The organism is Embleya sp. NPDC005575 (genome assembly GCF_040605455.1).
In the GTDB taxonomy this organism is placed as follows: Bacteria; Actinomycetota; Actinomycetes; order Streptomycetales; family Streptomycetaceae; genus Embleya.
In genome coordinates this window covers 15,706-39,297 of sequence record NZ_JBEXCV010000081.1, presented here as the reverse complement: position 1 = coordinate 39,297, position 23,592 = coordinate 15,706, and the positions used below count along the sequence as shown (strand labels likewise).

Below are 23,592 nucleotides of genomic sequence, written 5' to 3'. Positions count from 1 at the left end.
GGCCCCGCCTCGGGAAGCCGGGCCGACGGCCCCCGCACCCCGGCCGGGTGCGTCGCGGTCGCCTCGCCGACCGGATCGCGTGCGCCGAGCCCTTCCGGGTCCGGCGAACTTCGTTGGTGTGGCCGCCACTTGAGCGGAGAAAATCGTTGGGCGTGGGGGACTTCCGTTCACCGTGACTCGTGAGCGCTGATTCGGGTGACGCGGTCGCCGATCGCGGCGACGACGAAGGGGTTGGCCGTCAGGCGGTCCTGGGCGTCGAGGAAGAGCAGGCCCTGCTCGCCGAGGGCGAGGTCGGGGCCGGAGGTGATGATCGCGGTCCACCCGCTGGGCAGTACGTCGTCGGTGCGGGGCGGGTCGTACAGGTCGAGCGTGACCTCGACTTCGCCCCGTCCCGGGAGCGAGATCGTGCCGTGTGTTTCGAGGATGTCCATGCTTCGAGTGTGGGCAGCGCAACCGGGATCGGCGCGCCGAACTCTCGTACGCCGCTCCGGACCCGATCCAGGATGACGGCTGCCCGACTCGCGCGGAACCTGCGAAGGATGGGTGCGACGCCCGAAGGATGGCTGTGCGCGATACGAAAGTTGACTTGACGGCGTCCAGGGGCAGTTCCCGGCCCGGTCGGCTCGCCCCGCGGTCTTGCGCAGCGCGGTGGGCGGCGCCGGCGGCTGCGGCGACGGGGCCTGCGATCGACCTGCTCGAAGCGCGCGAATCCTGCCCAGCCGAGGCCCAAGTCCGGTCATCCGCAAGGAACTTGCCGTGGGGACAGGGCGCGGGACGATTTCGGCGGGCGAATTTTAGTCGATCAAGGCGAGCGTGATCACTTCGTCGGGCACGCCCCGTTGATAGTTGAGTAAAGACTTCGCAAAGAACCTTTGACTTCCCCTGCCTCTGCCGTCACTCGCGCCTCTAGTGTCCGGTCACCCGGCCCATTTCCCACCGCTCGCCGAGACCCGAAGGTCGGTGGGAGCAGGCGTCGGGTTTCTGCCGAAACAGCTCGACGTCGTGGGCGCACAACGGCACCACAGCACCCTGATCGGCGTCGCTTCGCGTCCGGAACCACTTTCCGGGCGGAAGGGAGACCATCTTGAGTCGAGCGATACCCGGACGCGGCGGAACTCCGCCGCGAGGCATCCGGCGATTGCGTGGCCCGGTGACGCTACTGTCCGTCTCGCTCCTCGCGGTCACGGGACTGACCGCGGCACCCGGTGTCACGTCGTCCGCAGCCGCCGCGCGTGTGGACACCACCAGGGCCGAATGGAATCCCGGCCCCACCGATCAATACTTCAACCCCGTCGAGAACGAGGTCGGTCCCGACGGCCGCATCGATGCCGAGCAGACCGCCGCCGACAAGGCCCGCGAGGCCAAAGCGGGAGGCGGCAGCAAGGAACGCGAGGGCAATCCTCGCGCGGCATCGCAACTGCGCCTTCTCGAAGCCGAAGCCCAGCGCACGGGTAAGAGCCCGGAGCAACTCAAGGCCGAGAAGACCGGCTTGGCGCCAGGTTCCAAGCAGGAAGCCAAGCTGTTGACGGTTCTCGTCGAGTTCAACGAGAACGCCAACGACGACTTCTCCGGATTCAACCGTCGGGCCAGTGTCGCCGACGCCTCCTGTGTGCTGGAACCGCCGGGCACGATCAAGAACGGGCCATTGCACAACGCCATTCCGGACCCGGCGCTCACCGGGCAGGACAACAACACGCCGTGGGTCAAGGACTTCAGCCCGGAACACTTCAACAAGATGCTCTACACCAAGCAGGGCATCACCGAACGCATGCGGATGGACCTGACCGGTCCCGACGGCAAGCCGGGTATCGACGTCTCCGGCTACACGATGAAGAACATGTACGAGGAGATGTCGGGCGGTAAGTACACCGTGTCCGGCACCGCAACCTCGTGGATCAAGGTGCCGCACTCCGAGGCATGGTACGGCGCCGGTCGTTGCGGCAAGCGCGAGCAGGACATGGGCGGGCACCCGAACAACCCGGGTGGAGCCGCCACGTTGGCCATCGACGCGGTGAACGAACTCGCGCGCAGCCAACCGAACTTCCCGTGGGCCGACTACGACAAGGAGGACACCGGCGACGCGGACGGCGACGGCAACACGCTGGAGCCGGACGGTGTGGTGGACCACCTGGTCCTCGTGCACTCGGGCAAGGACAAGTCCACCGGCGGCGGCGCAGAGGGCACGTATGCCATCTGGGCGCACTCCAGCGCCGTGGCGGGCGGGTACACGGTCCCCGGGACCCAGAAGAAGATCTCGAACTACATCGTGCAGCCGGAGGACTCGGGAGTGGGTGTGTTCGCCCACGAGTACGGCCACGACCTCGGTCTGCCGGACCTGTACGACAACTTCAGCGGTGGCGCGTCGGACGTCAACTTCTGGGACCTGATGGCGAACGGGTCCCACTCCGGCCCGCTCTTCCAGTCGATGCCCGCCCACATGAGCGCGTGGTCCAAGTACACGCTGGGCTGGCTGACACCGGAAGTCCTCAAGGTGGGCGACCGGCCCGCACTGGTCACGCTCGGACAGGCGGCCAAGACGCCCAAGGGCACCAAGCAGGCCGTTCGGGTGAACCTCCCGGACAAGGTGATCAGGTTCAGCACGCCACACAGCGGCACGAAGGCGTGGTATTCGAGCAACGACCAGGACTGGGCGGACGTGAAGATCGCCCGTGACATCGCGGTTCCGGCCGGCTCCGACGTGAAGTTCCAGTGGTGGAGCGACTACGCCCTGGAGGAGGACTGGGACTTCGGCTTCGTCGAGGTGTCCACCGACGGTGGCACCACGTGGACGCAACTCCAGGTCCGGGACGACACCGGCAAGCTCGTGTCGACCCCACCGGACTACCCGGACCCGAACGGGAATCTCCGGGCGTTCCACAAGAGCACCGGGTTGACCGGCGAGAGCAACGGCTGGCGCCACGATCACGTGGACCTGACGCCGTACGCCGGCCAGAACATCAAGCTGCGCCTCGGTGTCGACACGGACGCGGCGACGCAGTGGAAGGGCTGGGTCGCGGACGACTTCTCGCTCACCAACGGCTCCACCACGGTGTGGTCGGACGACGTCGAGCAGGGCGACAACGGCTGGACCGCGCAGGGGGGTTCGGTCGGCGCGGGTACCAAGGGCGCCGGCTGGATCCGTACCGACGGCACCTTCAGCCGCGAGCAGTACTACCTGCTCGAGTGGCGCAACATGTCCGGCTTCGACCAGGGCCTGAAGTACACCTACACGTTCGGCGAGAACGGCAAGCGCGAGAAGCTCGCATACAACGCACCGGGCCTGCTGGTGTGGTTGCGGGACAGCTCGTACCCGAACAACGGCGTTTTCGACAACCTCGACAAGTCCCCGTCGTGGGGTGCCAAGGGCGAGCTGCTCCTCGTCGACGCGAACCCGAACCCCTACCGGTTCCCGGACGCGCCGTCGAACTCGGCGGCCAACCTCGAACCCCGAGTGCAGTCGGCGAACGCGGCGTTCGGCTTCAAGGACACGGCCGGGTTCCGGGCCTGCCGCAGAGCGGGCGACCACTGCGCGACCTTCGCCAAGCAGGAGCCGGTGCGGTTCTTCTCCGACTCGTTCGGCTACGCACCGGGTGCGGAGGCCAACGCGACCGGCTTCGCCGCCAAGGACGCCACCGGCTCGACCGTGGTCCCGGCGCGGGCTCCGTACTCGACCCGAGTGACCAAGGCGGACGGTTCGCCGGACCACGCCAACTACGGCAAGCCGTTCTTCTCCTCGGTGCTCGGTTCCGGAAACCCCGGATGGGACAAGGCATATGGGGTGACCGCGTTCCCGGTATACCCGCTGTCGGGTGACCAGGGCGCCGTCGTGTGGATCCTGCCCGCGCGTAAGTAGCCGGGCGCGCAAGAGGACGGGTGCGACATCGGCCCCCACGACCGGGTTGTGGTCGTGGGGGCCGATGCACGTCCCGATGGGGCTCACCGCCGCACCGAAGACAACCCTTGTCTTCACCCCCTGCCGTAGTCGGCACGACGACTGACGCGGATGTCTACCGCGTACTTCCAGCGCCAAGGGCTACACGGCCAACCTCGGCCTCTGGCCGGCCGGGGCGCGGCGGGATCGTTCAGGAGGCCGCTGGTGGGATCGGCCCGTGGCGGCGCAGGAATGCGTCGACGAGGCCGTCGGTGAAGGCGTCGTCGACGGGCTGGGCGGTCACCAGGACGCGGTAGTAGAGGGGGCCCAGGAGTTGGTCCGTCTCGGTCGCGATGTCGAGGTCGGCGGGCAACCGGCCTCCGCGGAGGGCGCGTTCGAGCGGCAGCCGGTCGCGTCGACGTTGTGCGTCGAGCCAGCGGGATCGAAAGTCCGCGGCGAACACCGGATCGTGCTGAGCCTGGCCGATCAGTGCGCGGAAGACGGCTCCGGAGTCGGAGCTGCCGAGGAAGTGGGCAAGTCGCCGCAGGTAGTCCCGTAGATCGAGGGCGAGGTCGCCGGAGTCGAGCGGTATCAGGTCCTCGACGGCGTCCTGGAGGAAGGCGTCCATCAGGACGTCGGTCTTGGTGCTCCACCACCGGTAGATGGTCTGCTTGGCCACGCCCGCCCTGGCGGCTATGCCCTCCATCGTGACGCCGGTGAATCCTTTCTCGACGAGCAGGTCGTCGGCCGCCTCCAGTACCGCCAGTCGGGCCCGTTCGCTGCGTCCGTGCCGGTTGCCGTGGTGCTGCCGCGCGGAATTGTCGGTGCCGTCGGCCCGGGTGCCCTGCGTCCTGGATGTCATCTCGCCTCCCTCTGTCGTCCCGCCTTCCGCGTCGAGAATATTGCATCTGCAACCAACGAGACGTTGCGTCCGCTCCAGAGTCGGTGCCCACCTGACGGGCCGGTCGGTACCACCGGGCATGCGGACGTCCAGGGGCGATCCGGCCCCGCGGGGGCGGGCCGGGGCGGGGGAGTCGCATGGCGCTTCAGGGCCGCCCTTAGCATGCACAACACGGCTCGCCGGAACGGCAGTTGGTGTTGCACCCCAGGCAGACGGAAGAGGCGAAGGATGTCGGACGAACAGTGGATGTCCGGACGGGAACCGCAGGACGAGCACCAGCCGATGGTGGACTTACGCCTGGACGTCCCGCATTCGGCCCGGGTCTACGACTATCTCATCGGCGGCAAGACCAATTTCGAGCCGGACCGGGTGGCCGCCAAGGCGTCGGTGGAGGCGTGGCCGGCCCTGCCGATCTCGATGCGTACCACCCGGACGTTCATGAACCGCGCCGTGCGCCACCTCACCGAGCAGTACGGCATTCGCCAATTCCTGGACATCGGCACCGGCATCCCCACCTCGCCGAACGTGCACGAGATCGCGCAGGCCATCGCCCCCGAGACGCGGGTCGCCTACGTCGACAACGACCCGATCGTGCTGACCCACGCGCGCGCCCTGATGTCGAGCGCCGCACAGGGCAGGACCTGCTACGTCGATGCCGATCTGCGTGACGTCGACTCGATCATCGGCGCGCCGCAACTGCGTGAAGTGCTGGACCTGGGCAAGCCGGTGGCCCTGTCCCTGGTCGCGATCGTGCACTTCGTCCTGGACCGGGACGACCCGCAGGGACTCGTACGCCGGCTCATGGACGAATTGGCGCCGGGCAGCTTCCTGGTGCTGACCGTGTTCACCGGCGACACCGACCCGGTGGGGGTCGGCGGCGTGGGCCGCGAGTACAACGCCCGCGGCATGCCGCTGCAGATCCGGGACCGGGGCCAGGCGCTGGCCTTCTTCGACGGCTACGACCTGGTCGACCCCGGGGTGACCCTGGTCCACCACTGGCGGCCCGACCACGATGCCACGCCCGTGCGCGACCAGGACATCGCGATGTACGGCGGTGTGGCGGTCAAACGCGCCTGACCCGCCCGACAACCCCGCGCACGCGCGCGGGCGTCGAGTCGGTGCGGGCGGGCGGATGGCCCGGACCGGTCAGCCCGTAGGCCACGTCGGCGGCGGCGGTCGGAGCGGCAGGCCGGCGGTGCCGATCAGAGCGCGGTTTCCCAACGGTGCGTCGAGGGTGATCGTCACGGTGCGCGAGGCCAACATTGCGGGGCACGCGATCCGCACGCCGTCCTCGGCGACCGTCGGCCCGGGTTTCGAGATGCCGACCACCGCGACGGCGACGACCTTGTCGCGCTGTACGGTCACCGGTAGGTAGTCGCTCCCGCACGGACCGGGCCCGTCCGGTGAGCCGTTGAACCCGACGGTGAGGGTACGGCCGTCCCCGGCCACGATCGCGGTGTCCACGCTTTGCATCGGGCGACCGGGGTCCGGCCACGGGTCGTCGGTGACCGCGAGGCCGATCACCCGTACGGAGGTGTCCGCGAACGCGATCTCCCAGGTCGGGACGGTCGCCTCGCCCTCGGTGGTCTGCACGGTTCGAGTCGCCGCGGACACGGACGTGACGGTCAGCCGGGGGGACTGCGCCGTTCCGCAGCGGGACTTCAGCTCGGGCGGCACGGACGTGCCGTAGCCCTGGAGCGGTGCCGTGGCCGGGCGGCGCTGGACGACTCCGTCCGCCCAGCGCACCTCGCCGTCCACCGGCGTCCGCGGGAGCACCCCGGGTGCGGGCGGGGCAAAGCAGCCGTCGCCGAGCGCGACCTTGAAGGCGTGGTTGCCCGACTCCCAATTGCCGACCTGGATGGGCATGCCGCCGCGGAGGACGAGGGAGCGCGGTTTGTCCGCGGCGGAGTCCGCCTCCCAGCGATCGGCCGCCTGCTCGGCGTCCCGTCGTGCCTGAGCGATGGTTTCGGCGGACGGACTCCCGGTTGCCACGGGTGCGCGCGCGTCGGCGCCGTCCTGCTCCGCACCGCACGCGGTCAGGGCGGTGGCGAACAGGGCGACCGCGAGGGTGAGGATCAGTCGTGGTGCGGGAACGGACACGGGTCCACCTCCAGGACGCCGCGCTCCGTGCGCGGCGCCGGTGTGACGCACCACCCGCCCGGCCGGTTCCGTGCCCACGGCCGGGCGTTCGGCGGTTGTCGACGGGCGCTACCGGGCCTTCGCGCGGGCCGGAAACCGTGCACCGCGTACCCCGGTCGAGAATCCGGTAGAGCGGACGCGGTCATCGTCGATGCCCCGAGCGGCCATCGTCGCTGTGCCTATTGTTGTCCCGCGTACGATCTCGGAGGACCGCATCGGTTCCGCCCCACAGAGGTGACCCACACGTGACGACGCACTCCCGCAGGAGCCTGGGCCGCGTACTCGAGGACTTCGGCCCCACGCTCCTCGACCTGATCCACGGCGACCCGGACACCGTGGAGGAGATCGGCGGGGTGGTCATCCATGATCCGCACGACGAACCGCAGTACCCGCCGCATGCCGTGGTGCTGGGCCCCGCCGTGCACGGCCCCGCCGAGATCATCCGCCTGCTGCGCACGCTCGGCACCCACGACGTCGCCGCGCTGATCGTCCGCGGGCCCCTCGAACCCGACCCCGCGGTCGCCACCGCCGCCGAGCAGGCGGGGGTGGCGTTGTTGGCGCTGACCCGGGGCGCGTCCTGGGCCCAACTCGCCGCGCTGTTGCGCACGTTGCTCACCGAAGGCGACATCGGCGAGGCCGGGACGCAGACCCTGGGCGGCATCCCCTCGGGGGACCTGTTCGCGCTCGCCAACGCGGTGGCCACCCTCCTCGACGCACCGGTCACCATCGAGGACCGCCGCTCCCACGTCCTGGCCTTCTCCGGCCGACAGGACGAGGCCGACCCCTCACGCGTGGCCACCATCCTCAACCGTCGAGTGCCCGAGGAATACCTGCGCATCATGGCCGCCCGCGGCGTCTTCAAGGAGCTGTACCGCAGCCGGGAACCGGTGTTCTTCGCCCCGGCCACCCTCGACGAGGGCGAGCTCGGCCTCTTCCGGGTGGCGATCGTCATCCGGGCGGGCGACGAGATCCTCGGTTCGATCTGGGCCGCCGTGCGCGAGCCGCTCAGCCCCGAACGTGCGGCGGCGTTTCGCGAGGCCGCCGAACTCGCGGCCCTGCACCTGCTGCGCCACAGGGCCGGCGCCGACTTCGAGCACCGGCTGCGCGCGGACCTGGTCACCACGGTGCTGGGCGGCGGGCCCGGCGCCGTCGACGCCCTCGACCGCCTGGGCCTGGTGCACGAACCTACGGTGGTACTGGCGCTGGGCCTGGCCCCCGGCACGGGCGAGGACCACGCGCAACTGACGGCCGAACGGCAACGACTGGCCGGGGCCCTCGCGATCCACCTCAACGCCGTGCAACCACGCTCGGCCGTCGCCCTGCTGGGCGACATCGCCTACGCGGTCCTGCCGGCACCGGGCGATCCGGCGGACGGACGCGAGCGCACCGTACAGATCGCCACGAACTTTCTGGAGCGCACCGGCGATCGAGTCAAGGCGCTGATCGGTATCGGATCGGTCGCGAAGGAACCCGCCGCGCTGCGCCGCTCGCGCACCAACGCGGACCGCGCGCTGCGTGTGCTCGCCGGCGGACATGTGAACCGGCGGGTCGCCTCGATCTCCGACGTCTACGTCGACGCCCTGCTCCTGGAGGTACGCGACCTCGCCGTGGCCAACGGCGACGAACTCGTCGGTCCGCTCGCCCGACTCGTCGCCTACGACGCCAAGCACAACACGAGCCTGGTCGAGACATTGCAGGCGTGGCTGGACGCCTTCGGCGATGTGACGTCGGCCTCGGCGAGCATGTTCGTGCACCCCAACACCTTCCGATACCGGATGCGTCGGATGACCGAGGTCGGCCGGATCGACCTACAGGATCCGGCGGCACGCTTCGCGGTCCAGTTGCAACTGCGCCTGATGAGCCGGCGGCCGGGCGACCCGGGCCGTGACGTCGGCGACGCGGTGCCGGCCACCGCCCCGACCGAGGAGTAGCGCTCAGGGCGCCCGACCCGGCCGAACGCATGGAGCAGGCCACCCGAACGCTCCGACGCGGGATCGCCGGCACGACCGACGGACGCGAGTGTGTCGCCGGATTCCGACGGTGGTGGACGAGCAGGGGGCCGGCCGCAGCCCGGTGGGCTGCGGCACCGGCCCCCTGGTGGGTCAGTAGGCGCGGGCGACCACGGCGATGTTGCCCGGTTGGTCGTCGGTTTCGGGGACCGAGCCGTCCGCGGCGATCAGGCAGCGGACGGACACGCCCTGTTCGGCGAGCCTTGCCTCGCCCTCCGGGCCGAGTGTGGCCCACGGGATGCGGGCCCAGCCGGTGCTCGCGGCCTCGGTGGCCTCCTCGATCGTGCTCACCTCGACCTCGCGACCCGTGCGCCGCTCTCTGGACTGGGCCAGCAGCAGTGCCTGGTCGTCCTCCAGCACGGTGGGCACGAGTTCGGCCAGTCCGGCGATCGCCACCGGCTCCTTGCCGCCCGCGATGCGGCGGACCAGCACGGCGCTACCGTTCGCCAGGTCCCGAGGCCCGACCTCGATCCGGACCGGCACGCCCTTGAGCTCCCAGTCGACCGCCCGGCGGCCGAACGGCGTGTCCGTACGATCGTCGACGTGGACGCGGACGCCCGCCGCCTTCAGCCGGTCACCGATCGCGCGGACCTCGGCCAGAACCGCGTCGTCGCTCTTCACGGCGACGACCACCGCCTGAATCGGCGCCAAGCGCGGCGGGATGCGCAGACCGTCGTCGTCCCCGTGCATCATCACCAGCGCGCCGATCATGCGCGTGGTGGAGCCCCACGACGTCTGCCAGACGTACTCCTGGTGACCGTCCTTCGACAGATAGCGCGTCTCGAAGGCCTTGGCGAAGTTCTGGCCGAGCTCGTGACTGGTGCCCAATTGGAGGGCCTTGCCGTCGCCCATCATGCCTTCGAGGGTGAGCGTGTTGATCGCGCCGGCGAACCGTTCCCGGACCGTCTTGCGTCCCGGCACGACGTCCATGGCGAGGACGTTCTCCATGAACTCGGCGTACACGTCCCGGTGGATGCGCGCGGCGTAGTCCCGGGCGTCCTCGTACGTGGCGTGCGCGGTGTGGCCCTCCTGCCACAGGAACTCCGTCGTGCGCAGGAACACGCGCGGGCGCAGCTCCCAACGCACCACGTTGGCCCACTGGTTGATGAGCAGGGGCAGGTCGCGATAGCTCTGCACCCACTTGGCGAAGTACTCGTTGACGATCGTTTCGGAGGTGGGGCGAATGACGACCGGCTCGTCCAGTTCCTTGCCGCCGCCGTGCGTGACGACGGCGAGCTCGGGAGCGAAGCCCTCGACGTGCTCGGCCTCCTTGGTCAGGTACGACTGCGGGATCAGGAGCGGGAAGTACGCGTTCGATGCGCCCGCCTCCTTGATCCGGGCGTCCATCTCCTGCTGCATGCGCTCCCACAGGCTGTACCCGTACGGTCGAATGACCATGGTGCCGCGCACCGGACCGTTGTCGGCCAATTCGGCCTTGCCGATCAGGTCTTGATACCAGCGGGGAAAGTCGTCCGCTCGGGGGGTGAGCACGGGAGCCTTGGGCATGGTCCGGATGGTAGGACGCGGGCCGGGCCGGGCGCTAATCGATATCTCCCGTCGCGCCGCGGCTCCCGCCGGGAGGCACGAGGCCCGGCACCCGATGGTCCCGGGCCTCACCCATGCCTTGATCAGCGAGAGTTTGCCGGGGCGAGGGCGCCGAGGCTTCCGGGGTACAGGTACTTGTCCTCCGGGACGGTGGTGCCGTGCACCCAGGCGTCGAAGAACGCGGAGAGGTCCGGCCGGGCGGAGACCTTCTTCGCGAGTGCCTCGAACTGCGGCCACGAGGCGTTGCCGTAGCGGTGCTCGCGCTGCCACTGCCGGAGCGTCCCGAAGAAGGCGGCGTCCCCGATGGTGCGCCGCAGGGCGTGCATCATCATCGACCCCTTGAAGTACAGCGCCGAGTGCAACTCCCTGCCTGCGCCCGGGTCGTAGAGCTTCACGCTCCAGAAATCGGGGTCCTGCCTGCTCTGCTCGATCATGCCGGGATAGAAGCCGGTGTCCAGGTCGGCGCCACTCTTCTCGTCCCACAGTTGGTTGGCGTACTGGGCGACGCACTCGGCAAGGCAACCGTCACGCCAGTCCGTGAACGAGACGCTGTTGCCGAACCACTGGTGGGTGTACTCGTGCACCAGCGAGGAGTCGAACACCGCCCCACCGATGTAGGTCGGACGGCTCTGCGTCTCCAGCGCGGCGCCGCCCCGGGGTGCGGCGGGATCGCCGTTGACGACGATGAAGCCGGCCGAGGAGAACGGGTACGGGCCGAACTTCGAGGCCAGGAAGTCGATGATCTCCGGCAGCAGTGCCTCGGCCTGCGGGTCGATCACGGTGCCGGGGCTGTAGGCGTTGACGACCGGGGTGCCGTCGGCCAGTTTCGACGTGTGCACCGTGAACTTGTCGATGGCGATGGTGCTGACGTAGGTGGCGAGCGGCTTGTCCTCGTACCAGCGGTAGGTCTTTTGGCCATGACCGGAGGAAGTGGTCCGTCCGGGACGGCCGTTGCCGATCACGGTCCAGGCCTCGGGGACCGTTGCGGTGAGCCGCAGGGTCGCCTTGTCGGACGGGTGGTCGTTGGCCGGGTACCACGCGGTGGCGGAGTGCGGCTCACCGGTCACGTTCGCCGCGCCGTCGGGGAGCCGGTGCCAGCTCTTGCCGACGGGTTTGCCGGAGTAGCGGACCCGGACGGCGAACTTCGCGCCCTTCGCGATCCGGCGGGCCGGGGTGATGAGCAATTCATGCGCGCCGCTGCGGGAGAAGCTCCTCGCGGGGGTGCCGTCGATGGTGACCGAGTCGACCTCGAAGCCCTCCAGGTCCAGATGGAATCGGTCGAGCCGGGCGGTGGCGGTGGCGGTCACCGTGGTGTCGCCGGTCAGGTGGTCCGGGTGGTCCGGGTCGTAGGCCACGCGGACGTCGTAGTCGGCGACGTCGTAGCCGGAGTTCCCGTCGTCGGGAAAGTACGGGTCCCCCAAACCGGGTCCGCCGGCACCGGTGCCGGCGGCCGAGGAGGGCACGGTGGTCAGCAGCATGGCGCCTGCCAGGATGCCCACCAGCGCGAAATGGCGACGCCGTCTCGTTGTGCTGCGCATAAGTCCTGTTCCTGCCCGTGATAGCAGTGGTGGCCGTGGTCGGTGCTCAGCGGGTGGCGAGTTGCCAGGTCACGCCGAGGACGGCGTTGGTGCTGATGGTCTCGGTCTCGGGGTCCACGTTGTCGATGCGGTCACAGGCCTTGTGCAGACAGCCGTCGACGCCGCTGGTGAAGCCGGACACCGGGATTCCGGCGGCGCCGAAGGACTCGTGGTCCGAGCCGCCGATGCCGATGTCGAAGGTGGGCAGTCCCTTGGCCGCGAAGTACGCCTCGAACGCGTCCGTGGCCCGGGGTTCGTCGTGGACGACGAGCCACTGCTGCACGCTTTTGGTGCCGGTCATGTCGAAGTTGAGGTAGACGTCGATCTTCTCGCGCTCGGCGGCGGACAGTTTCGCCACGTAGTCCTTGGAGCCGATCAGGCCCTGCTCCTCCGCGCCCCACCACGCGAACCGCAGATGGCGCTTGGGCGCGACGCCGGCCCGCGACATCGCGACGGCGGAGGCGAGCACGGCGGCCGCGCCGGAGCCGTTGTCGTTCATGCCGGGCCCCGCCGCGACGCTGTCGAGATGGGCGCCGACGAGCACGACATGGTCGGGGTCGCCTCCCGGCCAGTCGGCGATGAGGTTGTACCCGAGCACACCGTTGTGGAGGAACGGTCGCAGGTTTGTGCGGAAGCCGGCCCGGTCCAGGACCCCCTTCACATACGTCAGCGACTGCCGGAAGCCCTTGCTGCCGTGGGCGCGGTTGCCTCCGGTGCGGTCCGCGATCGCCTGCAGGGCCCGCAGGTGCGGCATGACCTGTTCCGTGGTGACGACGGGCGCCTGCGGATTCCGCGGCGCCGCAGGTTCGGCCTGTGCTGCGGCGGGCAAGGCGACCAGGGCCACGCACAGGCCGACCACCGCGGCCGTGCGCCGGATGCGGCTGGGTATCTCCATACGGGACTCTCTCCTTGAGGGAAGCGGTGCGATGTTCCGGCGAGGAGCCGGAACGTCAGAATCGCCGGGCGATGTCAAGGAGCTGTCAGAAACCCATGGTCGTGCGGTGTGAAGGCGTGCATCGGCGCACCGAACACCGGTCCGCGCAGGGCCTGTTCCCGTTCGCTCTGCAACGCGGTGATCCGGGCGACCACGGGGATGGCCAAACCGGCCGCAACGATCCGGAGTACGAAGACCCCGGCGTGCGCGAGGTCGGCGACCCGGGCGGCCTCGCCGGCGGGCGGCGGCATCCACCGCTCGCCCGGGTGCTCCGGGGCCGGCGGGTGCGTCGAACCGCACGGACCGCGAGCCCGAACGGCGCGGCACGGTCCACTCCTTCGCCAACCTCGCCGCTGGGGGGTGGGCAGGTTCGGGTGCGGGTGATGCCCTACGCTGCGCTTTCATGTCGATCTTCAAGCGGTTCCGTCGGCCAGGGCGCGACGACACCCCCGCGGGCCCGGCCTTCGTCGAGGACCGCGCCATGCTGGATCTCGAAGTGGCCGCCGCCCGCGACTTCGTCGTGCGGACCGGGCGATTCGAGCCCGCGGCGCAGATGCTCGAACAGATCGGATCGAACTGGGATCGACGCGCCCTCTGTGTGGAGACCCTCGCCGAGAGCATCCTGAAGAATCCCGCGTGGTTCGTGGCCTGGACGCACGCACAACCCGACTCGGCCGACCGGATCGTGGTCGAGGCGCAGGTCGCGGTGAACGCGGCCTGGGAGGCGCGTGGCGGCGGTTGGGCACGCGACACCAGCTCCGAGGCGTTCGCCGAGTTCGCCCGGATCCTCGAACACGCGGAGCGGGCCTGCCTGCTCGCGTGCGAGGCCGCCCCGCAGGACCCGACGCCGTGGGTCACCCGGCTGTGGGTCACCATCGGCCGAGGGGCTCCGCGAGAGGTCTTCGAGGCCCGCTGGTCCGAGCTGCTCGCCCGGGACCCACACAGCCGGTTCGGCCACAACAGCGCCCTCCAGTACCTCGCCGCCAAGTGGTACGGCTCGCACGAAGAGATGTACGCGTTCGCCCGCAAGGCTGCGGCTCAGGCGCCTGCCGGATCGCCGCTGGCCCTCCTGGTGTTGCAGGCGCACATCGAGTACCAACTGCGCGAGAACGACCGTGACTCCGATTTCGACATCGACGCGTTCTGGTCGCACCCCGAGCGTCGGGCAGACCTCGACGCGGCCCTCGCGACCTACCCCAAGGACGGCGCCGGCCGCAATCCCACCTGGCTGCACGACCTCAGCATCTTGACCTACTCCCTCGCGATGTCGGACCGATGGATCGACCTCGCGGTCCAGTTCGCGGCCGCCAACAACAGCGTCTACGAATACCCCTGGTACTACACGAGCCGTGGCTTTCTCGCCGAAGCCTTCCGCAACTCGCAGGAGGCACTGGCGCCTTATCGCGACTGAGCCACGCGCGTGCGGACGGTTGGATCACTCGGCGAATCGGCCGACCGCACCGAACCCGCCGACGTCGCAGGCACGCGGCGCCGGATCCGGTGGCGCGGGGACGCGTTCGAGGATGCCGTCGGCGAAGACGTCGTACAGGGGTAGCGATGTCAGGTGGACGTAGCCGATGTGGCAGTCGCAGGCCCGTTCGGGGCAGGGCGGTGCCGGGGCGAGCGCGGCGCGGAACGAGCCGTCGTAGAGGTTGCCCAGCACCTCGGGTACGAAATGGCAACGGCGTACGGTGCCTTCGCCGTCGACGCTGATCACCGTGTCGCCCGTGCGGCACGGTACGCCGCGGGACGGGTGCGGGTGCCGGCTGAAGCCGAAGTGCGGGTCCAGAGCGGCCCATTGGGCAGCCGCCGCGTCGGTGTACGAATGCCCCTCGGCGGCGTTGATCCACAGGTACACGTCGACGGGGAGGTCGCCCCGCAGGCGCTGTGCGGCGGAAAGGTGTTCGGGCAGCCCGACGACACCGACGCTGAAACGTACGCCACGGGCGTGCAGGTCGCGGCAACGGTCCAGGAATCGTGCGTAGGGGACCTGGTCGGGGTGGTAGGTGGCCCACAGCGCCAGGCGGGTTCGGTCCGCCGCCTCGGTCCACCGGGGGTGCGCGCTCAGGTTGGTCTGGATGGCCACACGCTCGACGTGCGGGAGCCGGCTGAGCTCGGCGAGGGTACGGCGGTACCAACTGCGCACGAGACCTTCGCCCCACGGGGTGAACAGGAGCGACACGCGGTCGGGCGCGTGGGTCACCCAATCCGCGAAGCGGGCCAATGCCGCACGGTCGACCCGCAGTTGCTCGGGAGTATCGCGGCGCTTGGCGAACGGACAGTAGCCGCAGTCGTAGTCGCACGAGGCGAGCGGACCCCGATACAGGATGGTCAACGGATCGGCGGACGAGCGCGGTTCGGCCAGGGGCAGTGCCCTGGTGACGGGCGACCGGGTCACCGCGGGCGGTATCCGTGCATCAGGGCGGCGGTCTCGGACGAGAACAGCGCCGGACCGATCGAGTCGGACCAGGCCAGGCCCTCCTCGGTCAGGCGCACGCCCGTCTCGGAGACGGTCAGCAGACCGGCCGCGGCCGGCGGCGCGAGTTCGGCGGCGAAGTCGTCGGCGGCGTCGGTACCGAAGGCCGCCCGGTAGTCGGCCGCGGCCAGGCCGTCGGCCTGGAGCAGCGAGGTGAGCAGATACCGCCTCCGTTGCTCGCTCGCATCGAGGTGATAGCCGACGCGGGCGCGGGTGAAGGCTTCCTGATCGAGCGTCACATAGTCGTCGATGATCGCCCGCACCTCGCCGATCCCGACCGCGTACTCGAACGAGTAGTGCAGGTCGGAGGTGTACGAACGGGCGCCGCAGCCGAGGCCGATCATGCCGTCGCGCTGGCAGCAGTAGCCGGTCTGCCGGTCGGCGCCGCCCCCAACGTCGCCGGTCCGGAAAGCGCCGGGGGCGTCGGCCGGGGCGTCCGCCCGGCGGAACATGCGCATCGAGACCTGCTCGTAGCCGGCCTCGCGCAGATGGTCGCGGCCCGCGCGGTAGAGCGCGAGGCGATCGGCGTCCCAATCGGCCCGCGTGACGGCGCGCCGGCCGAGACCGGTGAGCGGGCGCACGTACAACGGGTAGAGGTACAACTCCTCCGGCTCCCACGCGAGCGCCGCGTCGATGGAGGCCAGCCAACCGGCCCGGGTCTGACCGTCGATGCCGTAGATCAGGTCGATGTTGAGGATCGGCATCGCCGCGTCCCGGATCGTCGTGAGTGCGGCCTCGACGTCGGCCCGGCGCTGCGGGCGCCCCACCGCGCGGGCCTCGGCGTCGTCGAACGACTGCACGCCGATGCTGACCCGGGTCGTCCCGCGCGCGGCCAATACCTTCACACGCTCGGGCGTCGCCGTCGCGGGGGAGGTCTCGACGGACATCGCGATGGTGCCGAGATCCGCCCCCATTACGTCCGTGGCGATGTCGAACAGCCGCTCCAGCTCGGGTGCGTCCAGGTACGTGGGCGTCCCACCACCCAGCGCCGCGACCGCGAAACGCGCGTCGGGTATCGCCTCGCGCACGGCCCGCGCCTGACGTTCGAGCGCGTCCAGGTAGCGCCCGACGAGTTCCTGCGGCGCACCTGTGCGGGTGAACAGGTTGCAGAAGCCGCAGCGCATCTCACAAAACGGTATGTGCAGGTAGAGGAACAACGCCGAAAGGTCGCGGCCCCGCCACACCTCGCCCAGCGCGGGCTCCGGGTCTAGCGGGCGGTAGGCGGTCTTGTGCGGATACGAGTAGACGTATCCCGCGTACGGCGACCCGAGCAGGTTTGCCGCCGACGACGGCCGGGGCGCGGGATCGGTGGTGCCGGGCGACCCCATGGGCTGATGACCTCCGACGACGTGACGGTGTGGTGCGCGCGGCGCGCGGATGCCCCGACCCTATGCGCGCGAGCCGACACGGCAGCCGGCCGGGTCCCCGGCCGGCGAACCCGCGGTACCCCACCACGTGGTGCCCTCGCGGGCCGCCGATGGCATCGCCCGCCACGTCACCAGTCGCCCGGGTACAGCGTGAACTGGGCGTACGGCACGGTCCACACGACCTCGTGACCGATGCGATGCCCGGTGTAGCCGTCCTCGCCGTAAGCCGTGCCGTGGTCGGACGTCACGATGGCAAAGCACGGGCGACGGCTGCTCACGGCCCGGAAGAGCCGGCCCAGATGCCGGTCCACATACTCCAGCGCCGCCGCGTGCGTCTCGCGCGTATCGCCCTCGGCGGCCGTCGCGCCGGGCCGGTGGAACCAGTTCGGCTGGTGCAGCGCCGCCACGTTGACGAGCAGGAAGAGTCGCCGGTCGGGGTCCAGAGCGGCGACGACCCGTTCCGCGCACGCGATTTGGGCCTCGAACGAGGTGGGCGAGGCTACGCCCATCCCGGGGTCCCAGTGGCTCTCCGCGAACAGACCGGGCAGGACCGAGCCCAGCGCGCCCTGCTTGTTGAAGAAGCCCACGCCGCCGATGCAGGCCGTGTGATAGCCCGCCCGCGCCAGCCCCGAAGGCAGGTCGGGTTCGTCGAACACCCACGTGCGCGAAGCGGTGGACTCGCTGCCGCCGAAGCGCGCCGCGAACAACCGCGGATGCGGGCCGGGTGCCTGCGGGGTGGGCAGGACGGCGAGGAACGCGGTGTGTGCGGCGTACGTGAAGCTGCCCGGGGTGTGCCGGGCCTCCCAGCGCCCTCCGGGCAACATGCGCGCGAGATTGGCCAGCCGGCCGGCCGCCGCGAGTTCCGCGGCCACGTCGTAGCGCAACGTGTCGAGCGTGACCATGAGCAGGTCGTGACGCCCGACGACCTCGTTCATGTCGGGGTCGTGGCCCTCGGCCCGGGAGTGCGTCGGAACAGGTGTGGTCAGGTCGGACACGGCAGTTGTTCCTCGTCTGGTGCTTCCCGTCCCGCCGGACGTGACGTCCCGTGCGGGCGCCATCCCTGGACCAGGGCCCGGACCTGTTCCCCCCACGTGTCCCGACCCCGATGCAGTACGCCCGGCAGCAGATCGCCGAACGCGTTGACCTCGCCGACCGCGTGCCGGCGTCGGTCGACCGAGAACAGCAGATCGACGCCGACGTGCAGCGTACGGGGGAAACATCCGGCCGCGCGAACACACGTCGCCATGGCCTCGTCCCAGCCCGCGGAGCCCACGGTGCGGCGCACGGCGTCGACGTCGACCCGGGCGTTGCCGAGGTGAAGGTTGGTCATCGGGGTACGGCTGCCGCGCGCGACGACGTGCGTGGCGCGGCCCGCGACGACCAGGACGCGCAGGTCGACGGCGAGCCCGTCGAGGGTGAGCTTGGGCAGCCAGGTCTCGACGTGCACGCCGTCCGCGCACAGCGTGTCGACCAGGGCCGCGACGTCCTCCTCGGCGCGATACTTGCGCACCCGCAGCGAGTTGAACAGTGCGATGCCCGCCTCGGTGCGGACCAGTTCGGCGGACGTGGTGGCCTGCACCCGCGCACCCGAGGTCTCCAGGGCCAGCACCCCGGACGCCGACGAGCCGTGGGCCGGCTTGACGAAGACGCGCGGGTGGCGGCTGCCGCGCATCAGCTCGCGCAGTTCGGCGTACGAACGCACCACGACGCCGCGCCCGTCGGTGCCCAACCCGGGCGGGACCGGGACACCCGCGTCGCGTAGCCGCTCGTGCGCGCGGGGCTTGTCGAACATGACCGCGATCTCGTCGGGATCGTTGACGAGCCACGCGCCGGGGGTCGCGGCAACGGCGCACCGGACCCGCTCCAGCGCACGGCGAAACGCCGCGTGGCGTACCGCGCCACCCTCCACGCGGTGCGGGTCAGCGGGGCCGCCGAGCAGGGCGCGCACGGCGGGATCCTCGCCGGGGGAGTCGATTCGAACCGGTCCGGCGGCGACGGCGGGTCGGGCGCCGCGCAGTACGTCCTGCCAGGGCATGACACCCGGGGCCGGCAACCCGGCGGCCCGCGCCGCCGCGTCGAATCCCACGAGGCGCCGGTGTCCGGGGTTTGCGACGACGGTGATCAGGGTGGGGGCAGGCGCGCGGTTGTTCCGGTGCCGGCCGAGAGCCGTGGCGGATGGGCCCGGACTCATTCGGCGACCTCCACGTATCGGTCGTCGTCGTCGCGCCAATCCGGGAGCTGCTCGGGGCGGGAGATCTCCACCGCCACGCCGGACGCCCGCAGTGTCGTGCGCAGTCGCTCGGCCACCGGGTCGCTCAGGAAGTGGTGGCGGATCGTCAGCTTGCGGAGATGGCCCAGGGGCCGGCCGCGCAGGAGAGCCTCGGCGCCTTCGTCGCCCAGGGTTCCCATCGACAGGTCCAGGGATTCCAGCCGGGCCGTGACGGCGGCGCTCGCGATCGCGGCGGCGATCTCGTCCTGGATCTCGCTGTTCATCAGGCCCAGATGGCGCAGCCGGGGCACTCGGGTGCCGGACAGCAGGTCGGCGAGGTCGTCCACGCAGGCATTGCCGTCGTAGTCCGAGACGCCGAGCCACAGTTCGAGCTCTTCCAGTGCCGGGAGGTCGCTCGTGCCGACGGCGCGCACGATCCGGGCCGACAGGCCGCCGCTCTCGAAGCGGAGGCGGCGCAGGTGTTCGTGGCGCACGGCGGTCAGGGCAGGGGCGCGGTCGAGGGTGGCGTCCCCGAGGGCGTTCTCGCTGCCGCGGATCACCAGTTCTTCCAGGAACGGGAAGGCTTCGAGGATTTCGGTACACGGGCCGATACCGATCCAGGAGATCTCCGATTCCTCCTGCACCACATCGCCGAGGAAGAGGTGGCGCAGCGCCGGGAAGCGACCGGCGTCGCGGACGAGCCGTTCGAGCAGCGGATTGTCTTCGGACATGTCGATGGTCCAGGCGCCGACGACCAGGGCGGTGACCCGGGTGGTGTCGACATTGGCAAGGAAGTAGTCGTAGAGATCGATGAGTTCGGGGTCGTCCGCCCAGTGGCGGTGGCGCAGCCGCCACGCGACGGCGTCCGCGGGGTGCTCGCCGGGGGCGCTCCCGTAGGGCGGTGTGGGTTCGCCGTGGCCGGCCTGCTCGGGTTGTTTCCCGGGAACGGCCGAGGACTCAGCCGAGTCGGGCGGCCGCAGGTCGGCGACGGGCAGGCCGCCGAAGTTTTCGAGGTAGTGGTAGATGGACATATCGCCGGGTCACCTGCGTTAGGTCGGGCCGGGCCGGATCGGGTCGGCGCGGGGGAATCGGGTGGTGGGGGTGTCGCGGCGCTGCTTGTGCTATTCGGCCACCTCGACGTAGCGCCAGATCTCGCCGTCTCCACAGTCGTCGGCCCGGCCGGCCGTGGCCTGCGGGAGCTGGTTCGGTTCGGCAACGGGCAGGCCGCCGAAGTGCGTTTGGTGACCGTGCGTGCGCATCGTGACGAGGTGTTCCTTCGCGGCAAGGGGTGCGCGGGCGCGGCCGGTGCGGCTGGTGGTGCGTTGCCGCGTGCGGGTCGGGCGCGTGCGGGTCGGTGGGCGTTCCGGTCTTGACTATCAGAGCGCACCGACGCTCCTTCCGGAGGGTCGCGCCCGCCCGAGCACCACACCCTGGTCGCCGTGACCGGCGAGGCGTTGAGCAGGGCGGTGGGAACAGCGGGTGCCCGGCCGCGGGTCGAATTTCGGGCGGGCATCGGGGGCGTGTCGGTTCGGCCTGGGCAGTGGTGTGGGTGGTCTCGGCGTAGACTGCGCGGCCGAGTCGCAGTGGTCTTGGAGGAGTTTGTGAAGTCCCGTTCGTTGGCGGTGTTCGACCTGGACGGCACGGTGGCCGACACCCGTCACCGGCTGCATTTCGTCGAGCCGCGTCCGCATGACTGGGAGGCGTTCTTCGCGGCCGCCGCGCACGACGCGCCGCTCGCGGAGGGCGTCGCGCTCGCGCGGGCCGGCGTCGGGGCGCACTAGGTGGTGTACGTCACCGGCCGCCCGGAGCGCTGCCGCCGCGACACCCTGGACTGGTTGGATCGGCACGGTCTGCCGCCCGGTCGACTGCTGATGCGCCGCGACCGGGACCGTCGTCCGGCCCGCGTCGCCAAACTCGAATTGCTGCGCAAACTTGCGCGGGGCCGGCCCGTTGCCATGGTCGTCGACGACGACGCCCGGGTCTGCCAGGCGTACGAGGCCGCGGGGTTCCCGGTGGTGCGGGCCGACTGGATGCCCGCTTCACCGACCCTGGAGCAGGCCCAGAACCGCGTGGGCCGCACCTGACCCCGACACGCGACCCGGCGTGCCCGGCCGAGCGGGCCCGCGAAGGACGAGCGGGATGCGCCTTCGGATACCGGCCCTTGACGGGCGGTGACCCGGACGTTGGTCAAGATCGTCGGCTGTCCCATGTTCGGCGCGATGTCTCACTCGCGCTTCGGCAGTGGCGGGTCCGGATCGTGGCGCAGCGCGTCCAGGACGGCGCGCACCGCGGCGCGAGGTGGTGGGCCGCGGCGGATCGCCGCCGTGATCGTGCGCGTCACGGGAGTCGCGAGTTCCCTGGTGGCGATGCGGTACCGGTGGTCGACCGCCAGGCCGGGCAGCAGCGCGATCGACAGCCCGGCCTCGACGTGTTGCAGGGTCATCATGTAGTTGCCGAACCGGCAGACCACCCGCGGCTCGAACCTGGCCTGACGGCACAGTCGTAGCGCGAGGTTGGCCATGTACGACTGTGGCACGTCGAACGCCCACGGCTCGTCGGCGCAGGTTGCCAGGTCCACGGAGCCGCGTCCGGCCGCGGGGTGCTCGGGCGGGAGCACCAGCACGATCGGGTCCGTGGTCAACGGTACGAGGTCGAGATCGGGCCCCAACGGCAGTTCGTCGAAGTCCGTGGTCGTGATGATGATGTCCGCGTCGCCGACCCGCAGCGCGGGCATGCTCTCGTGCGGCTCCAGCTCAAGCAACTCTACGTCCAGGTGCGGGTGTTCGCGCGCCAGACGGGTCACCGCCGGCACGGCCATGCTGTGGATCGCGCTCTGGAACGCCCCCAACCGCACCAGCCCGGCCGGTTCTTCGCCGAACCCGCGCAGTTCCTCCTCGACGCCGTCCATGTGGTCGAGGATCGCCCGCGCCCGCCGCGCGAGGATCAACCCGGCCGAGGTGAGCCGTACCCGGCGTCCGGTTCGTTCCAGGAGCTGGGTGCGCGTCTCGGTTTCGAGTACGGCGAGCTGCTGGGACACGCTGGACGGGCTCAGGTTGGCGGCCTGGGCGACCGCCCGGACGGTGCCCAGTGTGTCCAGTTGGCTCAGCAGCCGCAGTCGCCAGGGATTCATCACGCTCCCATTGTTGTGCGGTTTTGCCGAACAGGACAGCCGGAATTGTGAGCTGGACGTGTTGCTCGGGCGCGACCTACCGTCGGGGACATGGCTGCTTCGACCACCCCCCAGGCGTCCACCGAACCCTTCTGGACCGATGCCGAGAGGCATCTGGTTCGCTACGGCGGTGAGTTCACCCGCGAGATCATCGAGCGTGCCGCCGGGAGCTTCGTGTTCACCGCGGACGGCCGGAAGATCCTCGACTTCACCTCCGGCCAGATGAGCGCGATCCTCGGCCACTCGCACCCGGAGATCGTCGCGACCGTGCAGCGGCAGGTGGCCACCCTCGACCACCTCTACAGCGGCATGCTCAGCCGCCCGGTCGTCGACCTCGCCCGGCGGCTGGCCGACACGCTGCCCGCACCGCTGGAGAAGGTGCTGCTGCTGACCACCGGCGCCGAGTCGAACGAGGCCGCGATCCGGATGGCCAAGCTCGTCACCGGCAGACACGAGATCGTCTCGTTCGCGCGGTCCTGGCACGGCATGACGCAGGCCGCCGCGTCCGCCACCTACAGCGCCGGACGTGCGGGCTACGGCCCTGGTGCGCCGGGAAATTTCGCCATCCCCGTGCCGAACGTGTACCGGCCCGACTTCACCACTGCCGACGGTTCGTTGGACTGGCAACGCCAGTTGCACTTCGCCTTCGACCTGATCGACGCCCAGTCGACCGGCAGCCTGGCCGCGTGCCTGGTCGAACCGATTCTCAGCTCGGGCGGCGTCATCGAGCCGCCGGCCGGGTACTTCGCGGCCCTGCGCGACAAATGCCGGGAGCGCGGCATGCTGCTGATCCTGGACGAGGCCCAGACCGGCCTGTGCCGCACCGGGTCCTGGTATGCCTTCGAGCGCGACGGCGTCGTGCCCGACATCCTCACGCTGTCCAAGACGCTCGGGGCGGGACTGCCCCTCGCGGCCGTGGTCACCAGCGTCGAGATCGAGCAGGAGGCGTACGAGCGCGGATACCTGTTCTTCACCACGCACGTTGCCGACCCGCTGCCGGCGGCGGTCGGCAACACCGTCCTGGACGTGCTGATCCGCGACCGGCTCGACGAGCGCGCGCAGTCGCTCGGCGGCTTCCTCCGCCGTGGCCTGACGGACCTCGCCGGACGCCACGCGGTCGTCGGCGACATCCGCGGCCGAGGCCTGCTGGCCGGGCTCGAACTCGCCGTCGACCCCGAGGCGAAGCGCAGCTCGGACGAACTGGGCGCCCGCATCACCCGGCGCTGCCTCGAACTCGGCCTGCACATGAACATCGTGCAACTCCCCGGCATGGGCGGCGTCTTCCGAATCGCCCCACCCCTGACCGCCACCGAGGACGAACTCTCCCTCGGCCTGACCATCCTGGACGAGGCCATCGGCGACGCCTGCACAGCCCCTTGACCCCGCCGCGCCCGC

General features: G+C 70.5%; 19 protein-coding genes and 1 pseudogene. 6 read left to right on the top strand and 14 right to left on the bottom strand.

The window, feature by feature from the left end; genetic code table 11:
• Positions 1–167: 167 nt before the first annotated feature.
• Positions 168–431 carry a hypothetical protein gene (locus ABZS54_RS25145; RefSeq protein ID WP_355540254.1) on the bottom strand — a complete coding sequence of 88 codons (264 nt, stop codon included), beginning with the start codon at positions 429–431 and terminating at the stop codon, positions 168–170.
• A 719-nt stretch (positions 432–1,150) separates the two neighbouring features.
• Here ABZS54_RS25145 and ABZS54_RS25140 point away from each other — a divergent pair.
• Entirely contained in the window at positions 1,151–3,853 is a 2,703-nt protein-coding gene (locus tag ABZS54_RS25140) for an immune inhibitor A domain-containing protein (RefSeq protein WP_355540251.1), read from the top strand.
• Positions 3,854–4,082: 229 nt separating this feature from the next.
• Here ABZS54_RS25140 and ABZS54_RS25135 read toward each other — a convergent pair whose 3' ends face one another.
• Positions 4,083–4,733: a TetR/AcrR family transcriptional regulator gene (locus ABZS54_RS25135; protein ID WP_355540248.1), complete on the bottom strand. Its 651-nt coding sequence runs from the start codon at positions 4,731–4,733 to the stop codon at positions 4,083–4,085.
• A gap of 267 nt (positions 4,734–5,000) precedes the next feature.
• Between ABZS54_RS25135 and ABZS54_RS25130 the strand changes: the two genes are divergently transcribed.
• Positions 5,001–5,849 (top strand): SAM-dependent methyltransferase, encoded by an 849-nt coding sequence (locus ABZS54_RS25130; RefSeq protein WP_355540246.1) that lies wholly within the window; start codon positions 5,001–5,003, stop codon positions 5,847–5,849.
• A gap of 69 nt (positions 5,850–5,918) precedes the next feature.
• Here ABZS54_RS25130 and ABZS54_RS25125 read toward each other — a convergent pair whose 3' ends face one another.
• Positions 5,919–6,872 carry a hypothetical protein gene (locus ABZS54_RS25125; protein WP_355540243.1) on the bottom strand — a complete coding sequence of 318 codons (954 nt, stop codon included), beginning with the start codon at positions 6,870–6,872 and terminating at the stop codon, positions 5,919–5,921.
• Between the two features lie 284 nt (positions 6,873–7,156).
• Between ABZS54_RS25125 and ABZS54_RS25120 the strand changes: the two genes are divergently transcribed.
• Complete coding sequence (locus ABZS54_RS25120) at positions 7,157–8,842, top strand: helix-turn-helix domain-containing protein (RefSeq protein ID WP_355540240.1); 1,686 nt, start codon at positions 7,157–7,159, stop codon at positions 8,840–8,842.
• Positions 8,843–9,013: 171 nt separating this feature from the next.
• Here the strand turns inward: ABZS54_RS25120 and proS are convergent, their stop codons facing one another.
• The 4 genes from proS to ABZS54_RS25100 form a co-directional block, all read right to left on the bottom strand.
• Complete coding sequence (gene proS / locus ABZS54_RS25115) at positions 9,014–10,426, bottom strand: proline--tRNA ligase (RefSeq protein ID WP_355540237.1); 1,413 nt, start codon at positions 10,424–10,426, stop codon at positions 9,014–9,016.
• A 122-nt stretch (positions 10,427–10,548) separates the two neighbouring features.
• Positions 10,549–12,003, bottom strand: coding sequence for a M1 family metallopeptidase (locus ABZS54_RS25110; protein WP_355540234.1), 1,455 nt, complete (start codon positions 12,001–12,003; stop codon positions 10,549–10,551).
• A 46-nt stretch (positions 12,004–12,049) separates the two neighbouring features.
• Complete coding sequence (locus ABZS54_RS25105; protein ID WP_355540231.1) at positions 12,050–12,937, bottom strand: M20/M25/M40 family metallo-hydrolase; 888 nt, start codon at positions 12,935–12,937, stop codon at positions 12,050–12,052.
• A gap of 74 nt (positions 12,938–13,011) precedes the next feature.
• Entirely contained in the window at positions 13,012–13,227 is a 216-nt protein-coding gene (locus ABZS54_RS25100) for a hypothetical protein (protein ID WP_355540228.1), read from the bottom strand.
• A gap of 152 nt (positions 13,228–13,379) precedes the next feature.
• On the opposite strand from ABZS54_RS25100, the gene ABZS54_RS25095 reads away from it, so the two are divergent.
• Positions 13,380–14,387: a hypothetical protein gene (locus ABZS54_RS25095; RefSeq protein ID WP_355540225.1), complete on the top strand. Its 1,008-nt coding sequence runs from the start codon at positions 13,380–13,382 to the stop codon at positions 14,385–14,387.
• Between the two features lie 24 nt (positions 14,388–14,411).
• Here ABZS54_RS25095 and ABZS54_RS25090 read toward each other — a convergent pair whose 3' ends face one another.
• The 6 genes from ABZS54_RS25090 to ABZS54_RS25065 form a co-directional block, all read right to left on the bottom strand.
• On the bottom strand, positions 14,412–15,341 hold the full coding sequence (locus tag ABZS54_RS25090; RefSeq protein ID WP_355540260.1) for an STM4011 family radical SAM protein: 930 nt from the start codon (positions 15,339–15,341) through the stop codon (positions 14,412–14,414).
• A 29-nt stretch (positions 15,342–15,370) separates the two neighbouring features.
• Complete coding sequence (locus ABZS54_RS25085; protein WP_355540222.1) at positions 15,371–16,780, bottom strand: STM4012 family radical SAM protein; 1,410 nt, start codon at positions 16,778–16,780, stop codon at positions 15,371–15,373.
• 167 nt (positions 16,781–16,947) lie between these two features.
• Positions 16,948–17,754 carry an STM4013/SEN3800 family hydrolase gene (locus tag ABZS54_RS25080; RefSeq protein ID WP_355540257.1) on the bottom strand — a complete coding sequence of 269 codons (807 nt, stop codon included), beginning with the start codon at positions 17,752–17,754 and terminating at the stop codon, positions 16,948–16,950.
• Positions 17,755–17,801: 47 nt separating this feature from the next.
• Positions 17,802–19,010: an STM4014 family protein gene (locus tag ABZS54_RS25075; RefSeq protein WP_355540219.1), complete on the bottom strand. Its 1,209-nt coding sequence runs from the start codon at positions 19,008–19,010 to the stop codon at positions 17,802–17,804.
• Positions 19,007–20,059 carry an STM4015 family protein gene (locus ABZS54_RS25070; RefSeq protein ID WP_355540216.1) on the bottom strand — a complete coding sequence of 351 codons (1,053 nt, stop codon included), beginning with the start codon at positions 20,057–20,059 and terminating at the stop codon, positions 19,007–19,009. The genes ABZS54_RS25075 and ABZS54_RS25070 overlap by 4 nt, the downstream gene beginning before the upstream one ends.
• A gap of 90 nt (positions 20,060–20,149) precedes the next feature.
• Complete coding sequence (locus ABZS54_RS25065) at positions 20,150–20,287, bottom strand: hypothetical protein (protein ID WP_355540213.1); 138 nt, start codon at positions 20,285–20,287, stop codon at positions 20,150–20,152.
• A 324-nt stretch (positions 20,288–20,611) separates the two neighbouring features.
• Here ABZS54_RS25065 and ABZS54_RS25060 point away from each other — a divergent pair.
• Positions 20,612–21,112 (top strand): annotated as a pseudogene (locus ABZS54_RS25060) (hypothetical protein).
• Positions 21,113–21,252: 140 nt separating this feature from the next.
• Here ABZS54_RS25060 and ABZS54_RS25055 read toward each other — a convergent pair.
• Positions 21,253–22,161 (bottom strand): LysR substrate-binding domain-containing protein, encoded by a 909-nt coding sequence (locus tag ABZS54_RS25055; protein WP_355540210.1) that lies wholly within the window; start codon positions 22,159–22,161, stop codon positions 21,253–21,255.
• A gap of 87 nt (positions 22,162–22,248) precedes the next feature.
• On the opposite strand from ABZS54_RS25055, the gene ABZS54_RS25050 reads away from it, so the two are divergent.
• Positions 22,249–23,577, top strand: a complete 1,329-nt coding sequence (locus tag ABZS54_RS25050; protein WP_355540207.1) for an aspartate aminotransferase family protein — start codon at positions 22,249–22,251, stop codon at positions 23,575–23,577.
• Positions 23,578–23,592: the final 15 nt, after the last annotated feature.